The organism is Brucella thiophenivorans, from assembly GCF_002252445.1.
In the GTDB taxonomy this organism is placed as follows: domain Bacteria; phylum Pseudomonadota; class Alphaproteobacteria; order Rhizobiales; family Rhizobiaceae; genus Brucella; species Brucella thiophenivorans.
The window spans coordinates 174,930-197,872 of the sequence record NZ_NNRJ01000019.1 but is presented as its reverse complement, the minus strand read 5'-3'; the positions used below and the strand labels follow the sequence as shown (position 1 = coordinate 197,872).

The window sequence follows — 22,943 nt, the reverse complement described above, 5'->3', positions numbered from 1 at the left end:
AATTGACTCGAATATCGATACAATGCTTATATTGTGACCATGACAAATTGGCTCCCCGACATCACCGGAAAGACCGGCCCGCTTTATCTTCAGCTCGCCGATGCGATTGAAGAAGCAATCACGGACAATTCTTTGCCTGCAGGGGAGAAGTTACCGCCGCAACGCAACTTGGCTTTCGATCTTAAGGTGACAATCGGTACAATCGGCCGCGCCTATGCGCTGGCCCATGAGCGTGGGCTTGTAACGGGCGAAGTGGGTCGCGGTACTTACGTGCTTGCAAAGCACGACCCTAAGAATGCGTCTGCCGCCTATTCCAGCGACGGTATTGCAGGCACACGCATTCAGGATGCACCCTTGGATAAAGGACGTTTTGACACAACCGCCGCTCCCGACGTTGGGCAAAACACGGTGCTTGAGCCGCTGATTGCGTCTGTTATCCGCAACTTCCCCCATGAAATTGTCAATTACACACGGCATTTCCCGCATCATTGGCTTGAGGCCGGCCGGCAATGGCTCAATCAGGAACACGCTCCCGCTGACGCAAGCAATATCGTTGTCACCAACGGTGCCCATGCAGGTGCTATTGCAGCAATCACAGCCTTCACCGCACCTGGCGACAGGATTGTTTTTGAAGATCTGACCTATACTCAGATCAGCCGCTCCGTTCGAATTACCGGGCGACGCATCGCAATTGCTGCGAGCGATGAACATGGCATGATCCCTGAAGAATTTGAGCGAGTTTGCAATCAGCAGCACCCAACCATGGCATTTCTTATGCCAAGCATTCACAACCCAACACTTGCGACCATGCCCTATGAGCGCAGGGTAGCAATTGCCAAGATCGCAGCGAGGCACAATGTCTGGCTTATTGAAGACGACACATACGGGGTAATGACGCGATCAAACATACCGAAAATCGCTGACATCGCGCCTGAACGCACCTTCCTGCTGGGTAGCCTTTCAAAAGCAGTCACCGCCGGGTTGCGCTGCGGTTGGGTCGCCTGCCCTCCGCATTGTGCCCAACGTCTGCGTGTCACGCATAAGCTGATGACGGGGGGCGTTTCGTTTTTGCTTGCTGAAACCGCCGCACAATTGGTGCTTTCAGGACAGGCTGAGAAATTGCTAGCTCAATGTTCAACAGAGATAGAATGGCGGGAACAACTCGCACGCAAAATCTTTAAAGGTTACGATCTTGTGTCATCACCTTATGTGCCCATTCTTTGGCTGAAACTGCCAGAACCATGGCTTGCGGGAACATTCAAGGCGGCTGCTTATGAAAACGGGCTTCTCATTGACGATGAAGATGAGTTCAAAGCCGGGCGTGTTGACCGGACAGACCACCGGGTTCGGATTGCTTTTTCATCTCCCACTGACCGCAAACATGTCGAAAATGGCTTCGAAACATTGCGGCAATTGCTGGAAAATGAACGAGCTGGCTATGAAGGCAGCATTTGAGCCGGGAAATCGGCATTTTCCTGTCGCGCTTCTAACAGAGTTAGGTTAAAGAGACGCCTTAAAACCTTAGGTGTCCGCCCTTCGGCAGAAGTTTCCGGGTACCGCAGCCTGCGACGGGGTTCCTCATCTCCATGACTATTTCCAATAAGCGCGACATCACGCCGGAACTCATCCAATCCCACGGCCTCAAGCCCGATGAATATCAGCGTATTCTCGACCTGATCGGACGGGAACCAAGTTTTACGGAACTCGGCATCTTCTCGGCCATGTGGAACGAACATTGTTCCTATAAGTCCTCGAAGAAGTGGCTGCGTACGCTCCCGACAACTGGCTCTCGCGTTATTCAGGGCCCCGGCGAAAATGCCGGTGTTGTAGACATTGGCGATGGCGATTGCGTCGTCTTTAAGATGGAAAGCCATAATCACCCGTCTTACATTGAGCCTTATCAGGGTGCGGCAACTGGCGTTGGCGGCATTCTGCGTGACGTCTTCACCATGGGCGCGCGCCCGATCGCAGCCATGAATGCCCTTCGCTTTGGTGAGCCTGATCATCCAAAGACCCGCCACCTCGTGTCAGGTGTTGTGTCGGGCGTCGGCGGTTATGGCAATGCTTTTGGCGTTCCGACTGTTGGCGGCGAAGTCAACTTCGACAAGCGCTACAATGGAAACATCCTCGTCAATGCATTTGCGGCGGGCCTTGCAAAGCATGACGGCATTTTCCTGTCGGAAGCCAAGGGCGTTGGACTCCCAGTTGTCTACCTCGGTGCCAAGACGGGACGTGACGGCGTCGGCGGTGCCACAATGGCCTCAGCCGAATTCGACGAATCAATTGAAGAAAAGCGTCCTACCGTTCAGGTTGGCGATCCATTCACCGAAAAGTGCCTTCTGGAAGCCTGCCTTGAGCTAATGGCTTCGGGTGCGGTTATCGCTATTCAGGATATGGGTGCGGCTGGTCTGACCTGCTCGGCTGTTGAAATGGGCGCCAAGGGCGATCTTGGTATTGAACTTATTCTCGACCATGTTCCGGTTCGTGAAGTGAATATGACAGCTTATGAAATGATGCTGTCGGAAAGCCAGGAGCGTATGCTCATGGTTCTCAAGCCCGAAATGGAAGAAGAAGCCAAGGCAATCTTCCGCAAGTGGGGCCTTGATTTCGCAATCGTTGGCAAAACCACCGATGATCTGCGTTTTCGTGTCATTCATCAGGGTGAAGAAGTCGCCAATCTGCCGATCAAGGAACTGGGTGATGAGGCTCCTGAATATGATCGTCCGTGGATGGAGCCGGGCAAGCACGCTCCGCTGCCTGCCAGCAATGTCGAACAGGTTGAAGATTATTCCCAAGCGCTTTTGAAGCTCATAGGCTCGCCTGATGGCTCATCACGCCGCTGGGTCTATGAGCAGTATGACACACTCATTCAGGGCAATTCGTTGCAGCTCCCAGGTGGCGACGCCGGCGTTGTCCGCGTCGAAGGCCATGCTACCAAGGCGCTGGCTTTCTCTTCTGACGTGACGCCACGCTATTGCGAAGCGGATCCATTTGAAGGCGGCAAGCAGGCTGTTGCCGAATGCTGGCGCAACATCACGGCAACGGGTGCAGAACCACTCGCTTCAACCGACAATCTCAATTTCGGTAATCCTGAAAAGCCGGAAATCATGGGACAGCTTGTCAAGGCCATTGAAGGCATTGGTGAAGCTTGCCGTGCACTCGATTTCCCGATCGTTTCGGGCAATGTTTCGCTTTACAACGAGACCAATGGTCAGGCGATCCTGCCAACCCCGACCATTGCCGGTGTCGGCCTAATCCCGGATTGGTCGCAAATGGCCAAGATCGGCGGCATGCAGGATGGCGACACGTTGGTTTTGCTTGGCGTTGACGGTTCACATCTTGGTCAGTCGATCTATCTGCGTGATCTGTTTGATCGCGCTGATGGTCCGGCACCGACCGTTGATCTCGCACTTGAAAAGCGTACGGGCGAGTTTGTTCGCTCGGTGATCCGCAACGGTCAGGTGACGGCTTGTCACGATCTGTCCGATGGCGGTCTTGCGATTGCGGTTGCTGAAATGGCAATCAAGTCGGGCAAAGGTGCAACGCTGGATGCTGGTGACGGTCTGCCACATGCAGCGCTTTTCGGTGAAGATCAGGCACGTTATGTCGTCTCGGCCACGCCTGAAATGGCGAAGCTGATCGCACTCAATGCGGAAGGCGCTGGTATTGCATTCCGTCTTCTCGGCACGGTCGGCGGCGACCGTCTGACATTCGGTTCGACAGTCGATGTTTCGGTTGCAGATCTTACGGCTGCTTTTGAAGGTTGGTTCCCGAACTTCATGAGCGGTGAAGCAGCGGTCGATAACTGATCATCTGTGACTAGCTGATACGAATTGCCGCCCGGCCCGGAAACCCCGCGCCGGGCGGTTTGCTTGAGAGCAATTTAAACGTTAAATAGTTGAGAATTGGCGTATCATGTTGGTACGTTACGATTCTATAATATGAAAAAGCCCAAAACGGCAGGAGAGTTTGCATGGCTATGGACGCTCATGAGATCGAAAAACTGATACGCGAAGGTATTCCCGGCGCAAAGGTGACGATCCGCGACCTTGCCGGTGACGGAGATCATTATGCTGCCGAAGTGGTTGCGGAAAGCTTCCGCGGCATGTCGCGCGTACAGCAGCACCAGATGGTCTATGATGCGCTTAAGGGGAATATGGGTGGCGTGCTTCATGCATTAGCACTTCAGACCAGCATACCGGAATAAGTGTAACAAGCGCGAAAACCCACTTTTTGCTCAGTGATTATCTTCCTGCGGCAAGATGTTGCCCCCACAGTTCACGGTTTTCGCGCTAATTTGACTTGCTTTCACCTTTAGAGGGTGATTACCAAGTTACAGCCACCTATATAGAGGCACAACCTCTCCCTACGCGGGCCGGGATTTGAACCGGTGTCCTGAAAGGAAATAAAATGACCGGAATTAACGATTTTATCGACAATGAAGTGAAAACCAATGATGTCGTGCTGTTTCTGAAAGGCACCCCAGGTTTTCCACAATGCGGTTTCTCCGGTCAGGTCGTGCAGATTCTCGACTATATTGGCGTCGACTATAAGGGCGTCAACGTTCTGGCCTCCGACGAAATCCGTCAGGGGATCAAGGATTATTCCAACTGGCCAACCGTCCCACAGCTTTATGTAAAGGGTGAGTTCATCGGCGGTTGTGACATCGTGCGCGAAATGTTCCAGTCGAACGAATTGCAGACACTTTTTGCCGATAAAGGTATTGCTACCAAAGCCGCTTGAGGATTAATTACTCTTAAAACGGCTTTTACAGCTCACCTTTTCTAAAAGGCGCCGTTCAATGGCGCCTTTTTATATTGCCTGATATTTTGGCACATAACTGGTCATTTTAACTTTCTGGCCTACTTTTTAAAACTGTAGAGCAGTTCCTGTTGAAGCGAAATCGTAGAAACCGCTCTATCCCTTTGTTTTTAAGCATTATCCTACGCAAAACCGCTTCACACTTTTGCTGGAAATGCGCTACCTATTGCATCGCCTAGACGTTTGCCGGTGCGTTGCTCGATCAAGGACTTCCTTAATGCCGCTTGATATTCAAAAGGGTTCGTCGGACCAACAGACAGCTATACGTCCGCGTGGCGAATTTATTGCACTTATTGCTGCAATCATGGCCATCAATGCGTTGGCTGTCGACATTATGTTGCCCGGCCTGCCGCAGATTGGCGCAAGCCTTGGCATTGTGTCGGAAAATCACGTTCAATATGTAATCACGGCTTATCTGCTTGGTTTTGGTGTTTCTCAGCTTTTCTACGGCCCATTAAGTGACCGTTTCGGCAGACGCGCGCCCCTGTTTGCTGGCCTGCTGATTTATATCCTTGCCGCACTTGGTGCTGCCTTTGTGACTGATTTTACAACGTTGATTATCCTGCGCGTACTGCAAGGTCTGGGTGCTGCCTCGACACGGGTTATCGCCGTCTCCGTCGTGCGCGACCGCTTTGCCGGACGTCAGATGGCGGAAGTGATGTCGCTCGTCATGATGGTGTTCATGATCCTTCCGGTCATTGCACCGGCCACCGGACAGTTGATTATGCTGTTTGGGGAATGGCACCTGATTTTCTTGTCTATGGCTATTATGGCCGCTGTTGTGGGTATATGGGCCTATATACGCCTGCCAGAAACCCTGCCCGTCGATCACCGCCGTGCGCTGACCGTGAAAAGCGTCATAGGAGGTTTTGGTATCGTCCTCTCCAATCGTGTGGCGCTTTTCTACATGTTTGGGACGTCGTTCATTCTCGGCGCACTGTTTGGCTACATCAACTCAGCACAGCAGATTTTCGTCGGCATTTATGATCTTGGCACAATGTTCCCGCTCGCTTTTGCAGCCGTGGCAATGACACTCGCCCTTGCGTCATTTCTGAATTCGCGCCTGGTTGGGCGTTATGGAATGCGCCGCATTTCTCAGACTATGTTGCTAGTGTTCGTCGGCTTCAGCTTGTTGTGGGTCGTACTTTCGTTGAGCTTTACCGGACCTGTGCCGTTCTGGATCCTGATGGTGATCTACATGACCATCATGTTCTCGTTCAGCCTTGTGGTTTCCAATTTCAATGCACTCGCCATGGAACCGCTCGGTGAAGTGGCAGGCACGGCTTCATCTGTACTTGGCTTTGCCCAGACGGTGATTGGTGCAGCACTCGGCGCGGTCATCGGTCAGGCATTTGATGGAACCACAACACCCGTTGCGGTAGGCTACTGTGTGCTCGGCTTCATCGCATTTATCTGCGTGTTGATTGCTGAACGCGGCAAGCTATTTAAGCCCCATAACAAGCCGACCTAAATATTAAAAAGTAAAAGCCCGGAGACATCTCCGGGCTTTTTTCATTCTGCAAAAAGGGCTGCCTGAATTTCTTTCCAGCTTTCCTTGTCAGGTGCCACCAGAAGTCCGCCGCCCGTATGCGATGGCAGATAAGGGCTTTCATCCCATCGCGCGAGATAGCCACCCGCTTCCTGATGGATAAGTGCACCGGGCAAGTGGTCCCATGGCATCAGCTTATTGTAACACGCGAAATGCGCGCCACCGGTTGCGATAATGCGATATTCGTGCGCAGCGCAACGATAACCGATCTGGGACAAAAACTTCGTATGATTGCGCGCCAAACGTGAGCGGATCGGCTCGGCAGTATATTGCCATGAAACAGAACCCGTCATCTGCGAAATATCCGCAGCATCCGCAATCTTCACAGGGCTTGTTGAGCCATTAGCCTGGCGAATACGGCTACCGCTGCCCTTTGCAGCCAGTATCCAGTCGCGGCCTACCGGATCGTAAATAATACCGGCAACCGTTTCGCCTTTGGAAACAACGGCAAGCATCACGCCGAAAAGCGGAACGCCGGATGCGAAATTAAATGTGCCATCCACCGGATCAATGGTGAATGCGAGATCGGCTTCTCCAAGCCCATTCAACAGGCTCTCATCATCGGAACAGGCTTCTTCACCAACGATGAGGGCGCTTGGAAAAAGCTCCCTGAGTTGCGCGGTGATATAGCGTTCCGCATTCACATCCGCTTCAGTGACAAGATCAGCAGCAGAGGTTTTCTGGCGAATGTCGCCCTGCCCCAACTGCCGAAAACGCGGCATGATCTCCTGATTTGCTGCCTCCGCCAGAAGGTCAGCCAACCAATCGATCTGCTTTTCATCAAACTGCACTGTCATTCTCCACATCGGAATTTGCCATCAAACCCGCAAAGTCAAACAGCTTTCGATCAAGCAGATGACTCGGACGCACATTGGTCATGGCGCGGATCATCGTGTCCTTGCGGCCAGGCATCCGCTTTTCAATATCGGATAGCATCGCCTTCATGGCATTGCGCTGAAGCCCTTCCTGACTGCCGCAGAGATCGCAAGGAATAATTGGAAACTGCATTGCGTTCGCAAATTTTTCCATATCTTCTTCCGCAGCGTAAGCCAGCGGACGAAACAGCATCAGGTCGCCCTCATCATTGAGGAGCTTTGGCGGCATCGCCGCAAGACGACCACCATGAAACAGGTTCATGAAAAAGGTTTCGAGAATATCTTCGCGATGATGCCCAAGAACAATTGCCGAGCAGCCTTCTTCGCGCGCAATACGATACAGATTTCCACGACGCAGGCGCGAGCAAAGCGAGCAATAGGTGCTGTTTTCGGGCAGCTTTTCGGTCACGATCGAATAAGTGTCCTGATATTCGATACGGTGCTCAATGCCATACTGATTCAGGAAATCGGGCAGGACATGCTTTGGAAAATTCGGCTGTCCCTGATCAAGATTGACTGCAATCAGCTCAACGGGAAGTAGGCCACGCCATTTCAAATCGAGCAACAGCGCCAGAAGACCATAAGAATCCTTACCGCCTGACAGGCAAACCATCCAGCGCTCGCCGGGCTTTACCATTGCAAAATCGTCTATCGCCTGACGCGTCTGACGCAGCAGCCGTTTGCGCAGCTTGTTGAATTCGACGGAAGCTGGCACATCGCGGAAAAGAGGATGACAACCATCCGTGCCCGAATCTTCCGCAATACTAGGATCGAAAGCGTTCATAGTGCTTCCTGCGAATAAGAGGAATTTAAATCTACATACAGAAAAGCCGCCCCTGGGAAAACCAAGGGCGGCCATTTATTTTTATTTCTGAACGAAAGCTCAGAATTAACGCGAATAGAATTCGACGACGAGGTTTGGTTCCATCTGGACTGCGTATGGAACGTCAGCAAGAGTTGGAACGCGGGAGTAGGTCGCAACCATCTTGTTGTGATCTGCTTCAACGTAGTCAGGAACATCACGTTCTGCGAGCGAAACAGCTTCGAGAACAACAACGAGCTGCTTCGACTTTTCGCGAACTTCAACAACGTCACCAGCCTTGAGGCGGAACGACTGAATGTTGACGCGGCGACCGTTTACGTTCACGTGACCGTGGTTGATGAACTGGCGTGCAGCAAAGATCGTTGGAACGAACTTTGCGCGGTACACAACAGCGTCCAGACGCGATTCGAGCAAGCCGATGAGGTTTTCACCGGTGTCGCCCTTGCGGCGTGCTGCTTCATCATAGGTCTTGCGGAACTGCTTTTCCGAGATGTCGCCGTAGAAGCCCTTGAGCTTCTGCTTTGCGCGGAGCTGTACACCGAAGTCGGACAGCTTACCCTTACGGCGCTGACCGTGCTGGCCTGGGCCATATTCACGACGGTTTACAGGGGACTTCGGACGGCCCCAGATGTTTTCGCCAAGACGGCGATCGATTTTGTACTTAGCGGATTCGCGCTTGCTCATCGCATTTCCTTTAAAAAGTTGATGCACCTTGCGGTGCAGACAGGAAACGCGCCCTCCTCTGCCCTTGATTTCCAAAGACTGACAGAATGAAGCGCGCAGCTGCGATCTTCATCCACGGGACACGTCAAATGAAACGCCGGAGCGTTGAAGCTCCAGCGATGGCGGCTTTTAGTCATTAGTGTGTCATCTTGTCAAGGCTAAAGCCCGGATTTTGCGCTATTTGGCCATTTATAAACGCATGCCATCAAGCGTGAAGGAACGACAAGTGCATCTCACACATTAGAACATAGCGCTCATTATCAAAAGAGGTGAACATGGCCGTTTCTTTGTCTTTCATTCAAAAAGCTATGACCACCTGTCTCCTCGCATTTGCGCTCATATTCGTGCCCGGAGAAAACTGGTTCGGGAGTTCTACCGCAAATGCCCAGAATCTTATTGAAAGAGTGCTGAGTGGCAATGCAAAGAAGACCACGCCTCAAAAACGCACCAAGAAGAAGCGCAATACCAAACAGCAACAATCAAAGGAACAGTCTGCGCCCACCACAGCGATTCCCATCCCAACACCCGCACCCGGACGCGAAGAGGTTTCCTCACAAAAGCCGACATCGCCACCAACTCCGACCCCTGAACCAGCACCAACACCGGCAGACACTGCCCCTGTCCCCGAAAAAAAGCCTGAGCAGTCCACACAACCAGCCAAGCCTGCGGTTGAACAGCCTGAACCAAAGAAGAGCGAGCGCATTTATCAGGTATCCTGCCCGGCACTGATGGAAGGCGAGGTGCAGGGAACGCTCTCACCACCAATTAATGACGGTCCGCAATGCAGTGCACAATCGCCACTGTCGCTGACCGCGATTGGAAAGACACGGCCTTTGAAATTCGCAAATCCAGTGACAACAAATTGCGCAATGGCTTTTACGCTTGCCAAATGGTCGACAGATGTCAGTGGCGCTGCCAGCAAGGTCTATGGCGACAGCGTCAAAATAACAGAAATTGGCACAGGCTCCGATTATCAGTGTCGCAACGTCAATGGCGCATCTGAGGGGCGTGTTTCAGAACATGCCTTTGCCAATGCGCTGGACATCATGTCGTTCAAATTTTCTGATGGCTCCAAGACAGAGCTTGAAAGCGGCTGGAATGGATCAGAAAAGGAAAAGGCTTTCTGGCGTGCGGTTCATGACGCGAGCTGCAAGCTTTTCATGACTGTAATCGGCCCGGATGGTGATGCAGCACACCTTACAAACATGCATCTCGATCAGGGATGCCATGGAAAATCCTGTCTTGCCCGAATCTGCCAGTGATATATTCTACAAGCGGATTGGGAACAAAAAACTGCCTTATAATGTATCTTCATTATCGATTTTGCTCATCGCCGTTTTGCGCGGTGGATTTTTTAAGGAAGCAATTCATGAAGTCGCCCCAGATTATACTGTCTGTAATTATCGCTTTTGGTGTGGCAGGTGCAGCCCATGCAGATGGCGTGCCAAAGCGCTCAAAAGATTTTACCGCCAATTATCAGACACTGGTCAAAGATCAGCAGGCATCACCACAAGTCGCTGATTGCGTTGCTAGTGCCTATGATTACGTAAAAAAGAGCAAGAAATATGATCGCCTTGGCTTTACCAAAGACGATATTTCAACCGCTACAACCAACGACAAATCGGCCAAATTCAGCATACAAGACGCCCGAAAAGTTTCGGCAGTAATCTCTGTTCCCGGCGAAGCACGGCGTAAAAATGGCGGAGCGCAATGGGATACGATTACCTTACGCTGCGGCATTACTGGCGGCAAACTCAAAGCAATCGAGTTTGCATCCTCTAAAGGTACGAAATAGGTACCCGACAGACCAATCAGAGCGCAGCTGATTAAGCGTCAGCTGCTCTTTTTATCTGGCACATGCTCTGGAAGACCTTTGTGCTTTGTCTCCGCAAACTCTTCCAGTTCGCTCTCGGTCATCGATTCATACATTTCTTTTGAAGCGCCAACGAGTTTACTCTTCTTTATCTCACCGCGCTTTGCGGAAAGTGCTGAACCGGCTGCTTTTTGCTGTGCTTTTGATTTTGCTGTCATGTCCGTTACTCCCTTGATGAAAGGGTTAACGGTCATTTCAACATCGAGTTCCTTATCTATCCACCGCTGCATCGAAGCGTAGACGCGCATTGCGCATTTGCTCACGATTTTTGACCGCCCATTGTCCCAGAACATCAATCGGAACGGCAAGTGAATGACCAAGATCGGTCAGCGAATACGTGACTTCTGGCGGCGATGTCGGGCGGACATGCCGCGCGACAAGCCCGTCGCGTTCAAGAGACCGCAGCGTAACGGTCAGCATTCTTTGTGAGATGCCTTCAACCGAACGGCGCAATGCATTGAACCGCATTGATCCCATTTGCAGATTGAGTACCACTAGAATGCTCCATGTATCGCCTACCCTGTCGAGCACTTCGCGAATGGGGCATGAGCCTTCACATTCCTGATCTGACTGGAAGGCGTCCGTCGATGACAAGAGTGGCGTATTCGCATCCGGTTGAGCCGCGATTTTCATTTTGTTTTCCTTAGAGCGCCTATCCGATCAGCGTTCAAATTCTTTTGTTTTAACGCGCATGGTGCCCGGGAACCGTTTCACAATTTCCGCAATGCTCTCCAAGCCACCTTGCCGAATATGCAGTTACTTCCATGTACCCTAATCATGAAAAAGTGCGTTCTTCACAAGGTTCATCGCATCGGCTACCTAGTTACCATAAAGAACCTGATTATTAAACATCACTTCAATGGTCGATTTGAAAGGAACATGAAATGACTAAAATCGCACTTATTGGCGCTACCGGCTTTGTAGGCGCAGCAGTCCTCAAGGAAGCGCAATCGCGTGGCCACAGCGTCACAGCCCTCGTCCGAAATACAGATAAGGTGGCAAAGCTCGATAATGTTAAAGCTGTAACAGTCGATGTGTTCGACACCGATGCGCTTGCTAAGCAGATTGCAGGCCATGACATTGTTATTTCGGCATACAATCCCGGCTGGACCGACGCGAATATTCGCGACAACCATATCAAGGGCAGCCGCTCAATCAATGAAGCTGCGAAAAAAGCTGGCGTTAAGCGCCTTATCGCAGTTGGCGGCGCTGGCAGCCTTGAAATCAAGGGGCATCAGCTCGTAGACTCACCAGAATTCCCGAAAGAGTGGAAAGAAGGCGCGCTGGGCGCTCGTCAGGCTCTCAATGATCTGCGTGAAGAAAACGACCTCGACTGGACGTTTGTTTCTCCAGCAATCATGCTCGAACCCGGCGAACGCACAGGAAAATATCGTCTTGGCGCTGACGAACCCGTTTTTGATGACAAGGGCGAAAGCAAGATTTCTGTCGATGATCTAGCAGTAGCGATTGTGGACGAAGCCGAACAGAACAAGCATATCCGCAAGCGCTTTACGGCCGCGTATTAAAGCGCTGATCTGATACTATCAAATCGAAATGCGCTCTGAATCGCAAAAAGCCGGCCAATTAGAATTCGCCGGCTTTTGAACTAAACCAGTTCCACGTCCACAACACCCGGAATAGCCTTCATAGCGCTCGCGATCTGCGGGCTGACGCGATAGCGATGCGGAAGTTCGATCTCAACCTCACGCTGCCCGTCTTCCTTGATCACGATAAAGCTCACTTCGCCATCGCCGCGCGTATTGAAATGCGAGACGATGGATTTCAAAGATTCGGCAGATCGAAGATAAAGCCGAAGTGCTTTTTGCATTGCACAAGCGCGATCTTCCAACGATTGCACCGTCTGAATACGCAGGCCGATCCCTTCCGGACGGTTTTCTGCGGCAACCGTGATCACGACCGATTTGCCACTTTCGAGCAGGTCGCGATATTGCGCAAGGCCTTCGGAGAAAAGCACGGCCTCAAACTGGCCGCTGGCATCCGATAATTGCACAATGCCCATCTTATTGCCAGTGCGCGTCTTGCGCTCCTGCCGTGTTGTCACCGTTCCCGCCAGACGACCAGCGTTGGCACCGCGTTTGACAGCTGCCGAAAAATCAGCCCAGCTTTGAACGCGCATGCGATCAAGCACCTGACGATATTCATCCAGCGGATGTGCAGAAAGATAAAAACCCACAGCCTGAAATTCGCGATGCAACTTTTCAGATGGCAGCCATGGAGCGGCTTGCGGCAAGATCAACTGTTCTTTTGGGGCGCCAGAAAGCCCGAAAATATCCGACTGGCCACTAGCCGCATTTTCTTGTGTACGCTGCGCGAAGCCCATCATGCGATCCATACCTGCACTCATCGCAGCACGATCACGACCAAAACAATCAAAAGCCCCGGCGTTGATCAGGCTTTCCATCACACGGCGGTTGACCGTTTTCGGATCAATTCGTTCACAAAAATCCTCAAGACTTTCAAACGGCTTTTCAGAGCGCATACTGACGATGTGATCAACCGCGGCCTCGCCCACCCCCTTGATTGCAGCCAACGAATAAAAAATCTTGCGCTCACCCACTTCAAATGGACGAAATGAGGTCATAACCGATGGTGTGACCACATCGATACCCAAACGATTTGCCTCGCGGCGGAAGTCGTTAAGCTTATCGGCGTTCGACATATCATAGGTCATCGATGCAGCCAGAAACTCGACCGGATAGTGCGCCTTCATATAAGCGGTCTGATAAGAAACAATTGCATAGGCTGCGGCGTGGGATTTGTTGAAGCCATAGTCAGCAAATTTAGCGAGCAGATCAAAGATCATATTCGCCTGTGCCTTCTCGACACCGCCTTCAATCGCACCATGCACAAAACGGACGCGCTGCTTATCCATTTCCTCGCGGATCTTCTTGCCCATCGCGCGGCGCAGCAAATCAGCCTCACCGAGCGAATAGCCGGAAAGTACCTGCGCGATCTGCATCACCTGTTCCTGATAAACGATAACGCCCTGCGTTTCCTTAATCAGGCCATCAATCTTCGGGTGAATAGAAGCAATTTCCTCTTCACCATTTTTGCGCGCATTATAGGTCGGGATGTTTTCCATCGGACCCGGACGATACAACGCTACGAGCGCAATAATGTCCTCGATGCGGTCCGGGCGCATGCCAAGCAGCGCCTTACGCATGCCCGCGCTTTCCACCTGAAACACGCCGACCGTTTCGCCACGCGAAAGCATTTCATAGGTCAGTTCATCATCCAGTGGCAGACGCGTCAAATCAATCTCGATGCCTTTGCGGGCCACGAGCTTGACAGCTGTTTCAAGCACGGTCAGGGTTTTTAGGCCCAGAAAGTCAAACTTAACCAGCCCCGCCTGTTCAACCCATTTCATATTGAACTGGGTAACCGGCATATCCGAACGCGGATCGCGATACATCGGCACCAGTTCAGAAAGCGGACGGTCACCGATGACGATACCGGCGGCGTGAGTCGATGCGTGGCGATAAAGCCCTTCAAGCTTGAGCGCCATATCGAGAAGACGACCAACAACCGGTTCCTTCTCGCGTTCTTCATTAATTTTGGGTTCTGTCTCAATTGCTTGTGCCAGAGAAACCGGATTGGCCGGATTTTGCGGCACGAGTTTACAAAGACGATCCACCTGCCCGTAAGGCATTTCAAGAACACGTCCCACATCGCGCAGCACAGCACGCGCTTGCAACGTTCCGAAGGTGATGATCTGCGCTACCTGATCGCGTCCATATTTGCCCTGCACATAACGAATGACTTCTTCGCGGCGCTCCTGACAAAAGTCGATATCGAAATCGGGCATCGATACGCGGTCCGGATTGAGGAAGCGTTCGAACAGCAGCGAAAAGCGTAACGGGTCTACGTCGGTAATAGTCAACGCATAAGCAACAAGCGAGCCAGCACCGGAACCACGGCCTGGCCCGACGGGAATGCCCTGTTGTTTTGCCCACTGAATAAAGTCCGCAACGATCAGGAAGTAACCCGGAAACTTCATGCGTGTGATAATGCCAATCTCGTAATCAAGACGCTCGGCATATTGTTGTTCCGTATATCCTTCAGCCAGACCAGCCGTCTCAAGCCGCATCTTGAGACCTTCACGCGCTTGACGTGCCAATTCATCAGCTTCGGCCTGAATAGCTGCTGCCGGGTCATCCGAATCTCCGGTAAATCGTGGCAGAATCGGATCACGCGTCTGGGTGAACCAACTGCAACGCTCCGCAATCTCAATCGTATTGTCGAGCGCTTCAGGCAGATCCGCAAAAAGCTCCACCATTTCTGCGCGGCTTTTCAGATGATGATCCGGCGTAAGTCTACGACGATCATCATTGGAAAGGATTTGTCCCTCTGCAATGGCGAGCAGTGCATCATGCGCTTCAAAATCCTCTGCCTTGAGGAAGAAGGCTTCATTGGTTGCAACAAGCGGCAAATCCAGTGCGTAGGCGAGTTCGACAGTCTTTGCTTCCAGCGCGCGATCATAACCCGCCTGACGCTGCAACTCGACATAAAGCCGATCGCCGAACGCTTCCTTCAAAAAACCAAGCCGCGTCTCGGCGCGGTCTGCACGATCAGCAGCGAATGCACGCCCGATTGGGCCAAGTGGTCCACCGGATAAAAGAATTACATCTTCGGACAGGCCAGACAACCAGCTTGCATCGACATGAACGGGATCGCCCGCCGGTGTGTCGAGAAAAGCCCGACTGACAAGTCGAACGATATTGGCATAGCCTTCTTCGGTCGAAGCAAGCAGAACCACAGGTGCCAGATCAAGAACCAATCGGCGATTGGCGCTGCGGCTGTTGTCGTTGTGATCACTGAAACCGACATCCAACTGACAGCCAATAACAGGCTGCAGGCCATCTTTGGATGCCTTTTGGGCGAATTCCAGAGCACCGAACAGATTATTGCTATCCGTTATCGCGATGGCCGGTGCTTGATCGGCAATCGCTTGTTTGATGATCTTGCCGACAGGCAATGCGCCCTCGAGCAAGGAATAGGCAGAATGTACGCGCAGATGAATGAAACGAGGTGACGACTTAACGCCGCCCGCTTCAGTGCTTGCTGTATCATTCATACTATTTCCCCGATCTTTGCAGAGCGAAATGCACCACAAAAGCATGATAACAAAATCATGTTTTAAGCGCCATCCGAGTGCCCGTCACGATATGACATTTGCACAAGGTAACGGGCGACTCTTATCGCCCATAATGGCATTTTCGGGGAATACGGTAACGATGTCCAGAGAGAGCGCCGTTACTGCTATCAGGGTTCACAGAAGAACACCGTTCACGTCATCAGATTGCACTCACCCAAATGGCAAAAGTTGCAACGAACAGGCTGACTGAGACGAAGGACAAAACGTCGTAGACGAGATCGGTCATTGAGATAACTCCTCTTTGTTCACGTATGTTTATTTTTTGTTCCATTTATGTTCTAAAGTCAACACCCTAATTCGGCCACGCGTATATTTAAGGTTTATGAAATATAAACATTCAATCGCAGGCAGCTAAGCCACCGACGTTCAGTAGATACGAGAGAAGGAAAAACGTTCGTCACATCAAGGCACTAGAGCAGTTCCAGCAAAAGTGCGACGCTTCTGCGCAGAGAAATCGGTTCACTGAACTGATTTCTAATCCTGCTACGATGCGTAAGATGACACGTAGCACCTCAATGAGATGCTATTAGAGGTCGACGACCTTACCATCTTTCAAGGTCACGCGACGATCCATACGCCTTGCTAATTCATGATTGTGCGTCGCAATCATCGCCGCAAGCCCTGATTGGCGTACCAACGCCTCCAGAGCGCCAAAGACATAAGACGATGTCGTTGGATCTAGATTGCCCGTCGGCTCATCAGCCAGCAGCACCAGAGGTGCATTGGCAACCGCACGCGCAATCGCCACGCGCTGCTGCTCTCCGCCAGAGAGTTCGGACGGGCGATGCGATGCGCGCGGTCCGATCTTCATATAGTCGAGCAATTGTTGCGCACGTGCGGATGCCGCCTTTTGCGGTAGGCCGCGGATCATCTGTGGCATCATCACATTTTCAAGTGCCGAAAATTCCGGCAGAAGATGATGGAACTGATAAACAAAACCAACATCATTGCGTCGAATAGCTGTGCGCTCATCCTCAGATAAAGCACCGCACGAGCGGCCATCAAGAATGACGTCTCCAGAATCCGGGCGCTCCAGTAGACCTGCCGTATGCAGAAGCGTCGACTTACCGGCACCCGACGGGGCGACAAGCGCAACCATTTCCCCACGATGCAACGTGAAACTCGCCTCCTTGAGGATAACAAGTTCGCGGTCTACTTCCTTATAGGCGCGGCTGACATTTTCGAGACGCAGAATGACTTCAGCCGCCATTATTCATACCTCAGTGCTTCAACCGGATCGAGTTTGGCAGCGCGCCAGGCCGGAAAAATGGTGGCAATAAAAGAAAGGATCAGAGCCATGGCAATGACGGAAATCGTTTCACCAACGTCCATCTTGGCTGGCAGTGTGCTCAGGAAATAAAGTTCCGGGTTGAAAAGCGTCGTGCCGGAGAGCCAGGAGAAGAACTGTCGAATACGCTCAACATTGAGGCATACGACAACGCCTAAAACGACACCTGCCAGTGTACCGGTGACGCCGATTGCAGCCCCCGTCATCAAGAATATGCGCATAACGGCACCGCGCGTCGCCCCCATGGTTCTGAGGATCGCGATGTCGCGGCCTTTATCCTTCACCAGCATGATGAGGCCGGAAATAATATTAAGGGCTGCAACAAGGACAATCAGCGTCAGGATCATGAACATGACATTTCGCTCAACCTGCAAGGCCGAGAAGAACGTCTGGTTGCGCTGTCGCCAGTCGACCATGGAAATCTGGCGTGCCGCAACCTCCTCGACAGGTGCACGCATAGCATCCACCTTGTCCGGATTATTGACAAAGATTTCAAGCGATTGCACTTTGCCTTCCTGATTGAAGAATAGCTGCGCTTCTGAAAGCGGCATGATTACAATCGACGCATCATATTCTGACATGCCAATCTCGAAAATCGCTTCAATCGGGTAAGCTTTGACGCGTGGGTTAACGCCAAACGGCGTCACATCGCCATCAGGCGAAATCACACGCAGCGTATCGCCAATCGAAAGGCCGAGATTTTCAGCCATGCGCGTGCCGATTGCCACACCACCGCTTTGATCAAAGCCTTGCAAAGTGCCCTGTTTGACATTGGTTGAAATCAGCTTGAGTTTATTCAAATCTTCTTCGCGAAGACCACGAACCAATGCGCCGGTTCCGGCACCAATATTGCCCTGAACAAGGGCCTGTCCTTCGACCACAGGAATAGCAAACTGCACGCCGGAAATGCCGTCGATACGGGTTATCAGGCTTGCGTAATCATCAAGCGGCCGATCAATCGGCTGCATGATAAGATGGCCATTGATACCCAGAATACGACTTAGAAGCTCAGCGCGAAAACCATTCATCACCGCCATGACGATAATGAGTGTCGCTACGCCCAGCATGATTCCAGTAAACGAAAATCCCGCAATCACCGAAATGAATGTCTCGCGGCGACGCGCCCGCAAATAACGCCAAGCGATCATGCGCTCAAAGGCTGAGAATGGCCCAGAAGAAGGCACCTTATTGAATGCCTTCTGCTTGCCGTCCGATTTTGCTGCCGCCGCGTTGCTCATGTTTAAGCCGTTAACAGGTTGATTGCTGCTTCAACTGTGAGGTTCTGACGCTCACCGGTCTTGCGGTCTTTAATTTCAACTTCGCCTGCTGCAACACTGCGTGGTCCAACGATCACCTGATATGGCAGACCGATGAGATCCATCGTCGCAAATTTCGATCCCGCACGGTTGTCGGTGTCATCGAGAAGCGGGTCGAGGCCAGCCTTGGTGAAGGCCGCATAAAGCTGTTCACTCACGCGGTCGCAAGCTTCATCGCCTGACTTCATGTTCACAATACCAACACCGAACGGTGCAATCGACTTTGGCCAGATAATGCCTGCATCGTCGTGGAAGGCTTCAATTGCTGCTGCAACCAGACGCGAAGGGCCGATGCCATAAGAGCCCATCGAAACAAAATGGTCTTTACCATCCGGTCCCTGAACCTTTGCGCCCATAGCTTCGGAATATTTCGTGCCAAAATGGAAGATATGACCAACTTCGATGCCACGCGCCGAAACCTGATCATCGGCTTTCACCGCCGACCATTCTGCTTCATCGTGCATCTCATCGGTCGCGGCATAAGGCGTTGTCCATCGATTGACGATGTCCGTCAGCTGTTCATCATTACGGAAATCCGTATCTGCGCCCGGAACGGCCAGATCGAGATAAGCCTTGTCGCAATAGACCTGGCTTTCGCCGGTTTCAGCTAGAATGATGAATTCGTGGCTGAGATCGCCACCGATCGGGCCGGTGTCAGCGCGCATCGGAATGGCCTGCAAACCAACGCGCGCAAAGGTGCGCAGGTAAGACACGAACATGCGATAGTAGGCCATTTTCGCGCCCTCATAATCGAGGTCGAACGAATAGGCATCTTTCATCAGAAATTCACGCGAACGCATCACGCCGAAACGCGGACGCACTTCATCGCGGAATTTCCACTGAATATGATAAAGATTGAGTGGCAGGTCCTTATAAGAACGCACATAGGACCGGAAAATATCGGTGACCATTTCCTCATTAGTCGGGCCAAAGAGCATTTCGCGCTCCTGCCGGTCCTGAATGCGCAGCATTTCTTTGCCGTAAGCGTCATAACGACCGCTTTCACGCCAAAGGTCGGCGGACTGGATGGTCGGCATCAGAATTTCGTTTGCGCCTGCACGGTTCTGCTCTTCACGAATAATATCGCAGACTTTGTTGAGCACTTTCAAGCCCAGCGGGAGCCATGAATAAATGCCTGCCGACTGCTGACGGATCATGCCCGCGCGCAGCATCAACCTATGAGAGACAATTTCTGCCTCCTTTGGGTTTTCCTTCAAAATGGGCAAAAAATACTGCGACAGACGCATCGTGACCACCGATCAAGAGAGAGATTGCCTGAGTAGCAACCGAGTGTGTGGAGAATCAGGCAAAAATTAAGCAAACTTGCCGGTTTCATAACGGGTTATACAGCTGTTGAAAACCCGCCTCGCCGCGCTTTGATCGCAAGCATTTTTTCCGTCCACAGCCATGGAGGACACTGGTATACTGAGTATCTCCGCGCGAGACTTGAAGAATTTACATTAAGTTTCAATGTATTATGTATTGGCTACATTAAAGGAGAAAAAATTACGAAGGAAATATGACATTGCATAAGATTTTTGGTGACAAAACCTGTGCAGTCCGCTATTTTTTTCATCAATAAGCCTGACAGCGGAATATAACCGTTGTTTAACGCGGTCAAAGTCTTGGGAGGATGGATCCAGGCGCGATTTTTCGCTGCCGCCAGTAAAATGGAAACGGGTCGAACGCGTATTCAACTAGCAAGGCGCAAGCCTTGCTTTTTTTTTGGCTTTAATGTGATTTTGTGACACGATCTTACATATTTTACGATAAGCCTATGAAACTGAAGGTTATTTTTTCGATGAATAGCTTTTACGCTGTGCCGTTATAAGCCATGTCTTGCATATATAAATCTAACGCAAATATCTTCAAAATTAGAGTGTTCTGTATCTCTAATTTTCTTTTAGTTCAAATAGTTATATCGAAATGTTCAATTTTAGATTCACGTTAAGTTTGCTGATATAGCCAACAGAATAAAAATGCTTAAAAATTAGGCAGCCTTATTTCAAGTCAGGGAAGAAGTGTGGAATGTCATCAAGACTAAATCCATGCACATTTGTAACATAATAATAAATGCCAAAAATCACCGTAGCGACGATAGTTGTACGGAGGAATGCGAGACCAATTCGCGGTTTGGCAGGTGCACTGGCCACAGTTCCCAATGTCACGTTGTTTTCTTCAGCCTGCGTACGTAATCCGACAGGTAGAATCGCAAACAAGGTTATCCACCAGAAGATAAAGTACATCGCGATACCAGATACGATAGTCATCTCACACCTCCTCAAGCTCGATCAGTGTCCCATTGAAGTCTTTGGGATGCAAAAACAAAACACGCTTGCCATGCGCTCCGATCTTTGGTTCGCCATTGCCTAAAATGCGCGCGCCCTCGGCTTTAAGATGGTCACGCGCCGCGATAATGTCAGCAACCTCGTAGCAAAGGTGATGCATACCGCCTGATGGGTTCTTTTCAAGAAAGCTTGCGATGGGCGATCCCTCGCCCAAAGGTTCAAGCAATTCGATCTTGGTATTACCAACATCGATGAAGACAACCGTTACGCCATGTTCGGGCAAAGCCTGCGGTGCCGTGACTTTCGCACCCAGTTGCGCACTATAAAGTGCCGCAGCCGCGTTCAAGTCAGGCACAGCGATTGCCACATGGTTCAGGCGTTCAAGCATCTTGTTTCCTCCTCCCGAAAACAGAGCTACTTTATGCGGTTGACGAATACAGTCACTACCGGCTTTTTGCCCCATGCTTCATTTGTCGCAGAACGAACCGCACGGCGAACCGATTCACGAACCACTTCAAGATCCTTACGTCGCGCACGCGGGATGCTGTCAATGGCTTCAATTGCGGCATCAAGCAGGATGTCTTCGATGAGATCGCCCTGCCTATCCTCTTCTGGCACGCCGAAAGAGACGAGATCAGGTTCATCCATAATTTTGAAATCGCGGTCAAGCAGCACTGAAACGGCGACATGGCCAACATAGGCAAGCTTGCGGCGCTCGACCATGCCGATTTCATCTTCATCGCCGATCAGTTTGCCATCCTTGTAGATGCGACCGATTGGCGCTTTGTCGATGATTTCTGCCTTACCGGGAGCCAGACTCAACATATCGCCATCGCGAACCTGCGCGATTTCTTCAATGCCCTCCATGGAACCGAGCGATCCTTGCGCGACAAGATGCGCTGCTTCGCCATGCACCGGCACGAGAATGCGCGGACGCACCCATGAATACATGCGCTTCAATTCACTGCGGCGCGGATGGCCCGAAACATGCACAAGCGCATCTTCGTCGCTGATCAGCTTGATACCCTGATCAATCAACTTGTTTTTGATTTCAAGAATGGCTTTTTCGTTGCCGGGAATAGGACGCGACGAGAAAATAACCGTGTCACCTGCCGAGAGAGCAATGCTGCGCATTTCATCACGCGCAAGCTTGGCAAGCGCCGCACGCGGCTCGCCCTGACTGCCGGTGAGGATCATCACGACATTTTCACGCGGAATATAGCCATAATCGTCTTCGCTGAGGAACTCGGGCAGACCTTCCATATAACCAAGCTCGGTAGCCACCGCGATTGTCCGCTTCATCGAGCGACCAACAACGAGCACCTGACGGCCAGCGTCACGTGCGGCTTCGGTGATCGAACGGATACGACCGACATTGGATGAGAAAGTTGTGATCGCAACGCGACCACGGGCATTTTCAATCAGCTCGCGCAGGCTGTCGCCAACCTGACGCTCGGAAGGCGATTCACCCTCGCGCATCGCATTGGTGGAGTCACAAATCAGCGCCAGAACGCCCCGATCCCCAATTGCGCGGAAACGCGCTTCGTCAATCAATGGCCCCATGGATGGATCGGGATCCATCTTCCAGTCGCCCGTATGCACAACTGTGCCAAGTGGAGTGGTGATGGCGAGTGAAACTGGCTCAGGAATCGAGTGGGTGACGGCGATAGTTTCGATCTTAAACGGACCGACTTCAAAGGTCTCACCAGCCTTGAAGATAGTTACTGGAATTTCCGGTGCGCCAAATTCAGACTGGCGCTTGGCTTCAAGCAGGCCAGCGGTGAATGGCGTTGCATAGACGGGCACTTTCAGGCGCGGCCAAAGATCAAGCAATGCGCCATAATGATCTTCATGCGCGTGGGTAATGATGATACCGCGCAGATTGTGTTTTTCGGCTTCAAGAAAGCGAATGTCGGGCAGGATCAAATCCGCACCCGGATGCTCCGGTCCAGCAAAGCTTACGCCCATGTCGACCACGATCCATTCGCGTTTGTCTTCAGGACCAAAGCCATACATGGCAAGGTTCATGCCGATTTCGCCAACGCCGCCCAAAGGCAGGAAGACAAATTGCGTGGATGGTGAGCGGGGCATAATGCCTCCTTGTTCTATTAAAATATATTTATGCTCCTGTTGAACTGCCTAACGATGCTTTGCAAGCCCGGAACAGCGCAGTGATGCATAATTCGTTCAATCTAATTATTTGAAACGCCG

General features: G+C 51.6%; 20 protein-coding genes. 8 read left to right on the top strand and 12 right to left on the bottom strand.

The annotated features are described in order from the left end of the window. The first annotated feature begins 39 nt into the window (after nt 1–39). From CEV31_RS10410 to CEV31_RS10390, 5 genes are all read left to right on the top strand, one after another. Nucleotides 40–1,455 carry an aminotransferase-like domain-containing protein gene (locus tag CEV31_RS10410; protein WP_094506985.1) on the top strand — a complete coding sequence of 472 codons (1,416 nt, stop codon included), beginning with the start codon at nt 40–42 and terminating at the stop codon, nt 1,453–1,455. A 131-nt stretch (nt 1,456–1,586) separates the two neighbouring features. After that, the gene (gene purL / locus CEV31_RS10405; RefSeq protein WP_094506984.1) at nt 1,587–3,809 is read left to right on the top strand and encodes a phosphoribosylformylglycinamidine synthase subunit PurL; all 2,223 of its coding nucleotides are present in this window, start codon (nt 1,587–1,589) and stop codon (nt 3,807–3,809) included. Between the two features lie 164 nt (nt 3,810–3,973). Continuing rightward, nucleotides 3,974–4,207 (top strand): BolA/IbaG family iron-sulfur metabolism protein, encoded by a 234-nt coding sequence (locus CEV31_RS10400; protein ID WP_094506983.1) that lies wholly within the window; start codon nt 3,974–3,976, stop codon nt 4,205–4,207. A gap of 203 nt (nt 4,208–4,410) precedes the next feature. Then, the gene (grxD, locus tag CEV31_RS10395; RefSeq protein WP_094506982.1) at nt 4,411–4,743 is read left to right on the top strand and encodes a Grx4 family monothiol glutaredoxin; all 333 of its coding nucleotides are present in this window, start codon (nt 4,411–4,413) and stop codon (nt 4,741–4,743) included. Nucleotides 4,744–5,038: 295 nt separating this feature from the next. Continuing rightward, the gene (locus tag CEV31_RS10390; protein WP_094506981.1) at nt 5,039–6,292 is read left to right on the top strand and encodes a multidrug effflux MFS transporter; all 1,254 of its coding nucleotides are present in this window, start codon (nt 5,039–5,041) and stop codon (nt 6,290–6,292) included. 41 nt (nt 6,293–6,333) lie between these two features. On the opposite strand, the gene CEV31_RS10385 is transcribed toward CEV31_RS10390, so the two are convergent. From CEV31_RS10385 to rpsD, 3 genes are all read right to left on the bottom strand, one after another. Then, nucleotides 6,334–7,167, bottom strand: coding sequence for an inositol monophosphatase family protein (locus CEV31_RS10385; protein WP_374846879.1), 834 nt, complete (start codon nt 7,165–7,167; stop codon nt 6,334–6,336). Continuing rightward, entirely contained in the window at nt 7,151–8,029 is an 879-nt protein-coding gene (gene ttcA / locus CEV31_RS10380) for a tRNA 2-thiocytidine(32) synthetase TtcA (RefSeq protein WP_094506980.1), read from the bottom strand. Before ttcA ends, CEV31_RS10385 begins: the two co-directional genes overlap by 17 nt. A 105-nt stretch (nt 8,030–8,134) precedes the next feature. Beyond that, the gene (rpsD, locus tag CEV31_RS10375) at nt 8,135–8,752 is read right to left on the bottom strand and encodes a 30S ribosomal protein S4 (RefSeq protein ID WP_094506979.1); all 618 of its coding nucleotides are present in this window, start codon (nt 8,750–8,752) and stop codon (nt 8,135–8,137) included. A 314-nt stretch (nt 8,753–9,066) separates the two neighbouring features. Between rpsD and CEV31_RS10370 the strand changes: the two genes are divergently transcribed. Continuing rightward, complete coding sequence (locus tag CEV31_RS10370) at nt 9,067–10,053, top strand: extensin-like domain-containing protein (protein ID WP_235818070.1); 987 nt, start codon at nt 9,067–9,069, stop codon at nt 10,051–10,053. Nucleotides 10,054–10,160: 107 nt separating this feature from the next. Beyond that, nucleotides 10,161–10,586: a type IV secretion system effector BspC gene (gene bspC, locus CEV31_RS10365; protein WP_094506978.1), complete on the top strand. Its 426-nt coding sequence runs from the start codon at nt 10,161–10,163 to the stop codon at nt 10,584–10,586. Nucleotides 10,587–10,624: 38 nt separating this feature from the next. Here the strand turns inward: bspC and CEV31_RS10360 are convergent, their stop codons facing one another. Further along, nucleotides 10,625–10,822, bottom strand: a complete 198-nt coding sequence (locus tag CEV31_RS10360) for a DUF3008 family protein (RefSeq protein WP_094507315.1) — start codon at nt 10,820–10,822, stop codon at nt 10,625–10,627. A 52-nt stretch (nt 10,823–10,874) separates the two neighbouring features. Beyond that, entirely contained in the window at nt 10,875–11,297 is a 423-nt protein-coding gene (locus tag CEV31_RS10355) for a winged helix-turn-helix transcriptional regulator (protein WP_094506977.1), read from the bottom strand. 251 nt (nt 11,298–11,548) lie between these two features. On the opposite strand from CEV31_RS10355, the gene CEV31_RS10350 reads away from it, so the two are divergent. Next, complete coding sequence (locus CEV31_RS10350; RefSeq protein WP_094506976.1) at nt 11,549–12,190, top strand: NAD(P)-dependent oxidoreductase; 642 nt, start codon at nt 11,549–11,551, stop codon at nt 12,188–12,190. A gap of 80 nt (nt 12,191–12,270) precedes the next feature. On the opposite strand, the gene dnaE is transcribed toward CEV31_RS10350, so the two are convergent. The 7 genes from dnaE to CEV31_RS10315 all read right to left on the bottom strand — a co-directional run bounded on the left by dnaE (nt 12,271) and on the right by CEV31_RS10315 (nt 22,823). Then, nucleotides 12,271–15,759 carry a DNA polymerase III subunit alpha gene (dnaE, locus tag CEV31_RS10345; protein WP_094506975.1) on the bottom strand — a complete coding sequence of 1,163 codons (3,489 nt, stop codon included), beginning with the start codon at nt 15,757–15,759 and terminating at the stop codon, nt 12,271–12,273. 607 nt (nt 15,760–16,366) lie between these two features. Continuing rightward, nucleotides 16,367–17,050: an ABC transporter ATP-binding protein gene (locus CEV31_RS10340; RefSeq protein WP_094506974.1), complete on the bottom strand. Its 684-nt coding sequence runs from the start codon at nt 17,048–17,050 to the stop codon at nt 16,367–16,369. Next, nucleotides 17,050–18,366, bottom strand: a complete 1,317-nt coding sequence (locus CEV31_RS10335) for a lipoprotein-releasing ABC transporter permease subunit (protein ID WP_094506973.1) — start codon at nt 18,364–18,366, stop codon at nt 17,050–17,052. Before CEV31_RS10335 ends, CEV31_RS10340 begins: the two co-directional genes overlap by 1 nt. Before the next feature lie 2 nt (nt 18,367–18,368). After that, entirely contained in the window at nt 18,369–19,691 is a 1,323-nt protein-coding gene (gene proS, locus CEV31_RS10330) for a proline--tRNA ligase (RefSeq protein WP_094506972.1), read from the bottom strand. Nucleotides 19,692–20,444: 753 nt separating this feature from the next. After that, a complete protein-coding gene (locus tag CEV31_RS10325) occupies nt 20,445–20,714 on the bottom strand; it encodes a DUF1467 family protein (RefSeq protein ID WP_094506971.1) in 270 nt (89 codons plus the stop codon). Between the two features lies 1 nt (nt 20,715). Further along, nucleotides 20,716–21,120: a methylmalonyl-CoA epimerase gene (mce, locus tag CEV31_RS10320; RefSeq protein ID WP_094506970.1), complete on the bottom strand. Its 405-nt coding sequence runs from the start codon at nt 21,118–21,120 to the stop codon at nt 20,716–20,718. A 26-nt stretch (nt 21,121–21,146) separates the two neighbouring features. Further along, the gene (locus tag CEV31_RS10315; RefSeq protein WP_094506969.1) at nt 21,147–22,823 is read right to left on the bottom strand and encodes a ribonuclease J; all 1,677 of its coding nucleotides are present in this window, start codon (nt 22,821–22,823) and stop codon (nt 21,147–21,149) included. Between the last annotated feature and the right edge of the window lie 120 nt (nt 22,824–22,943).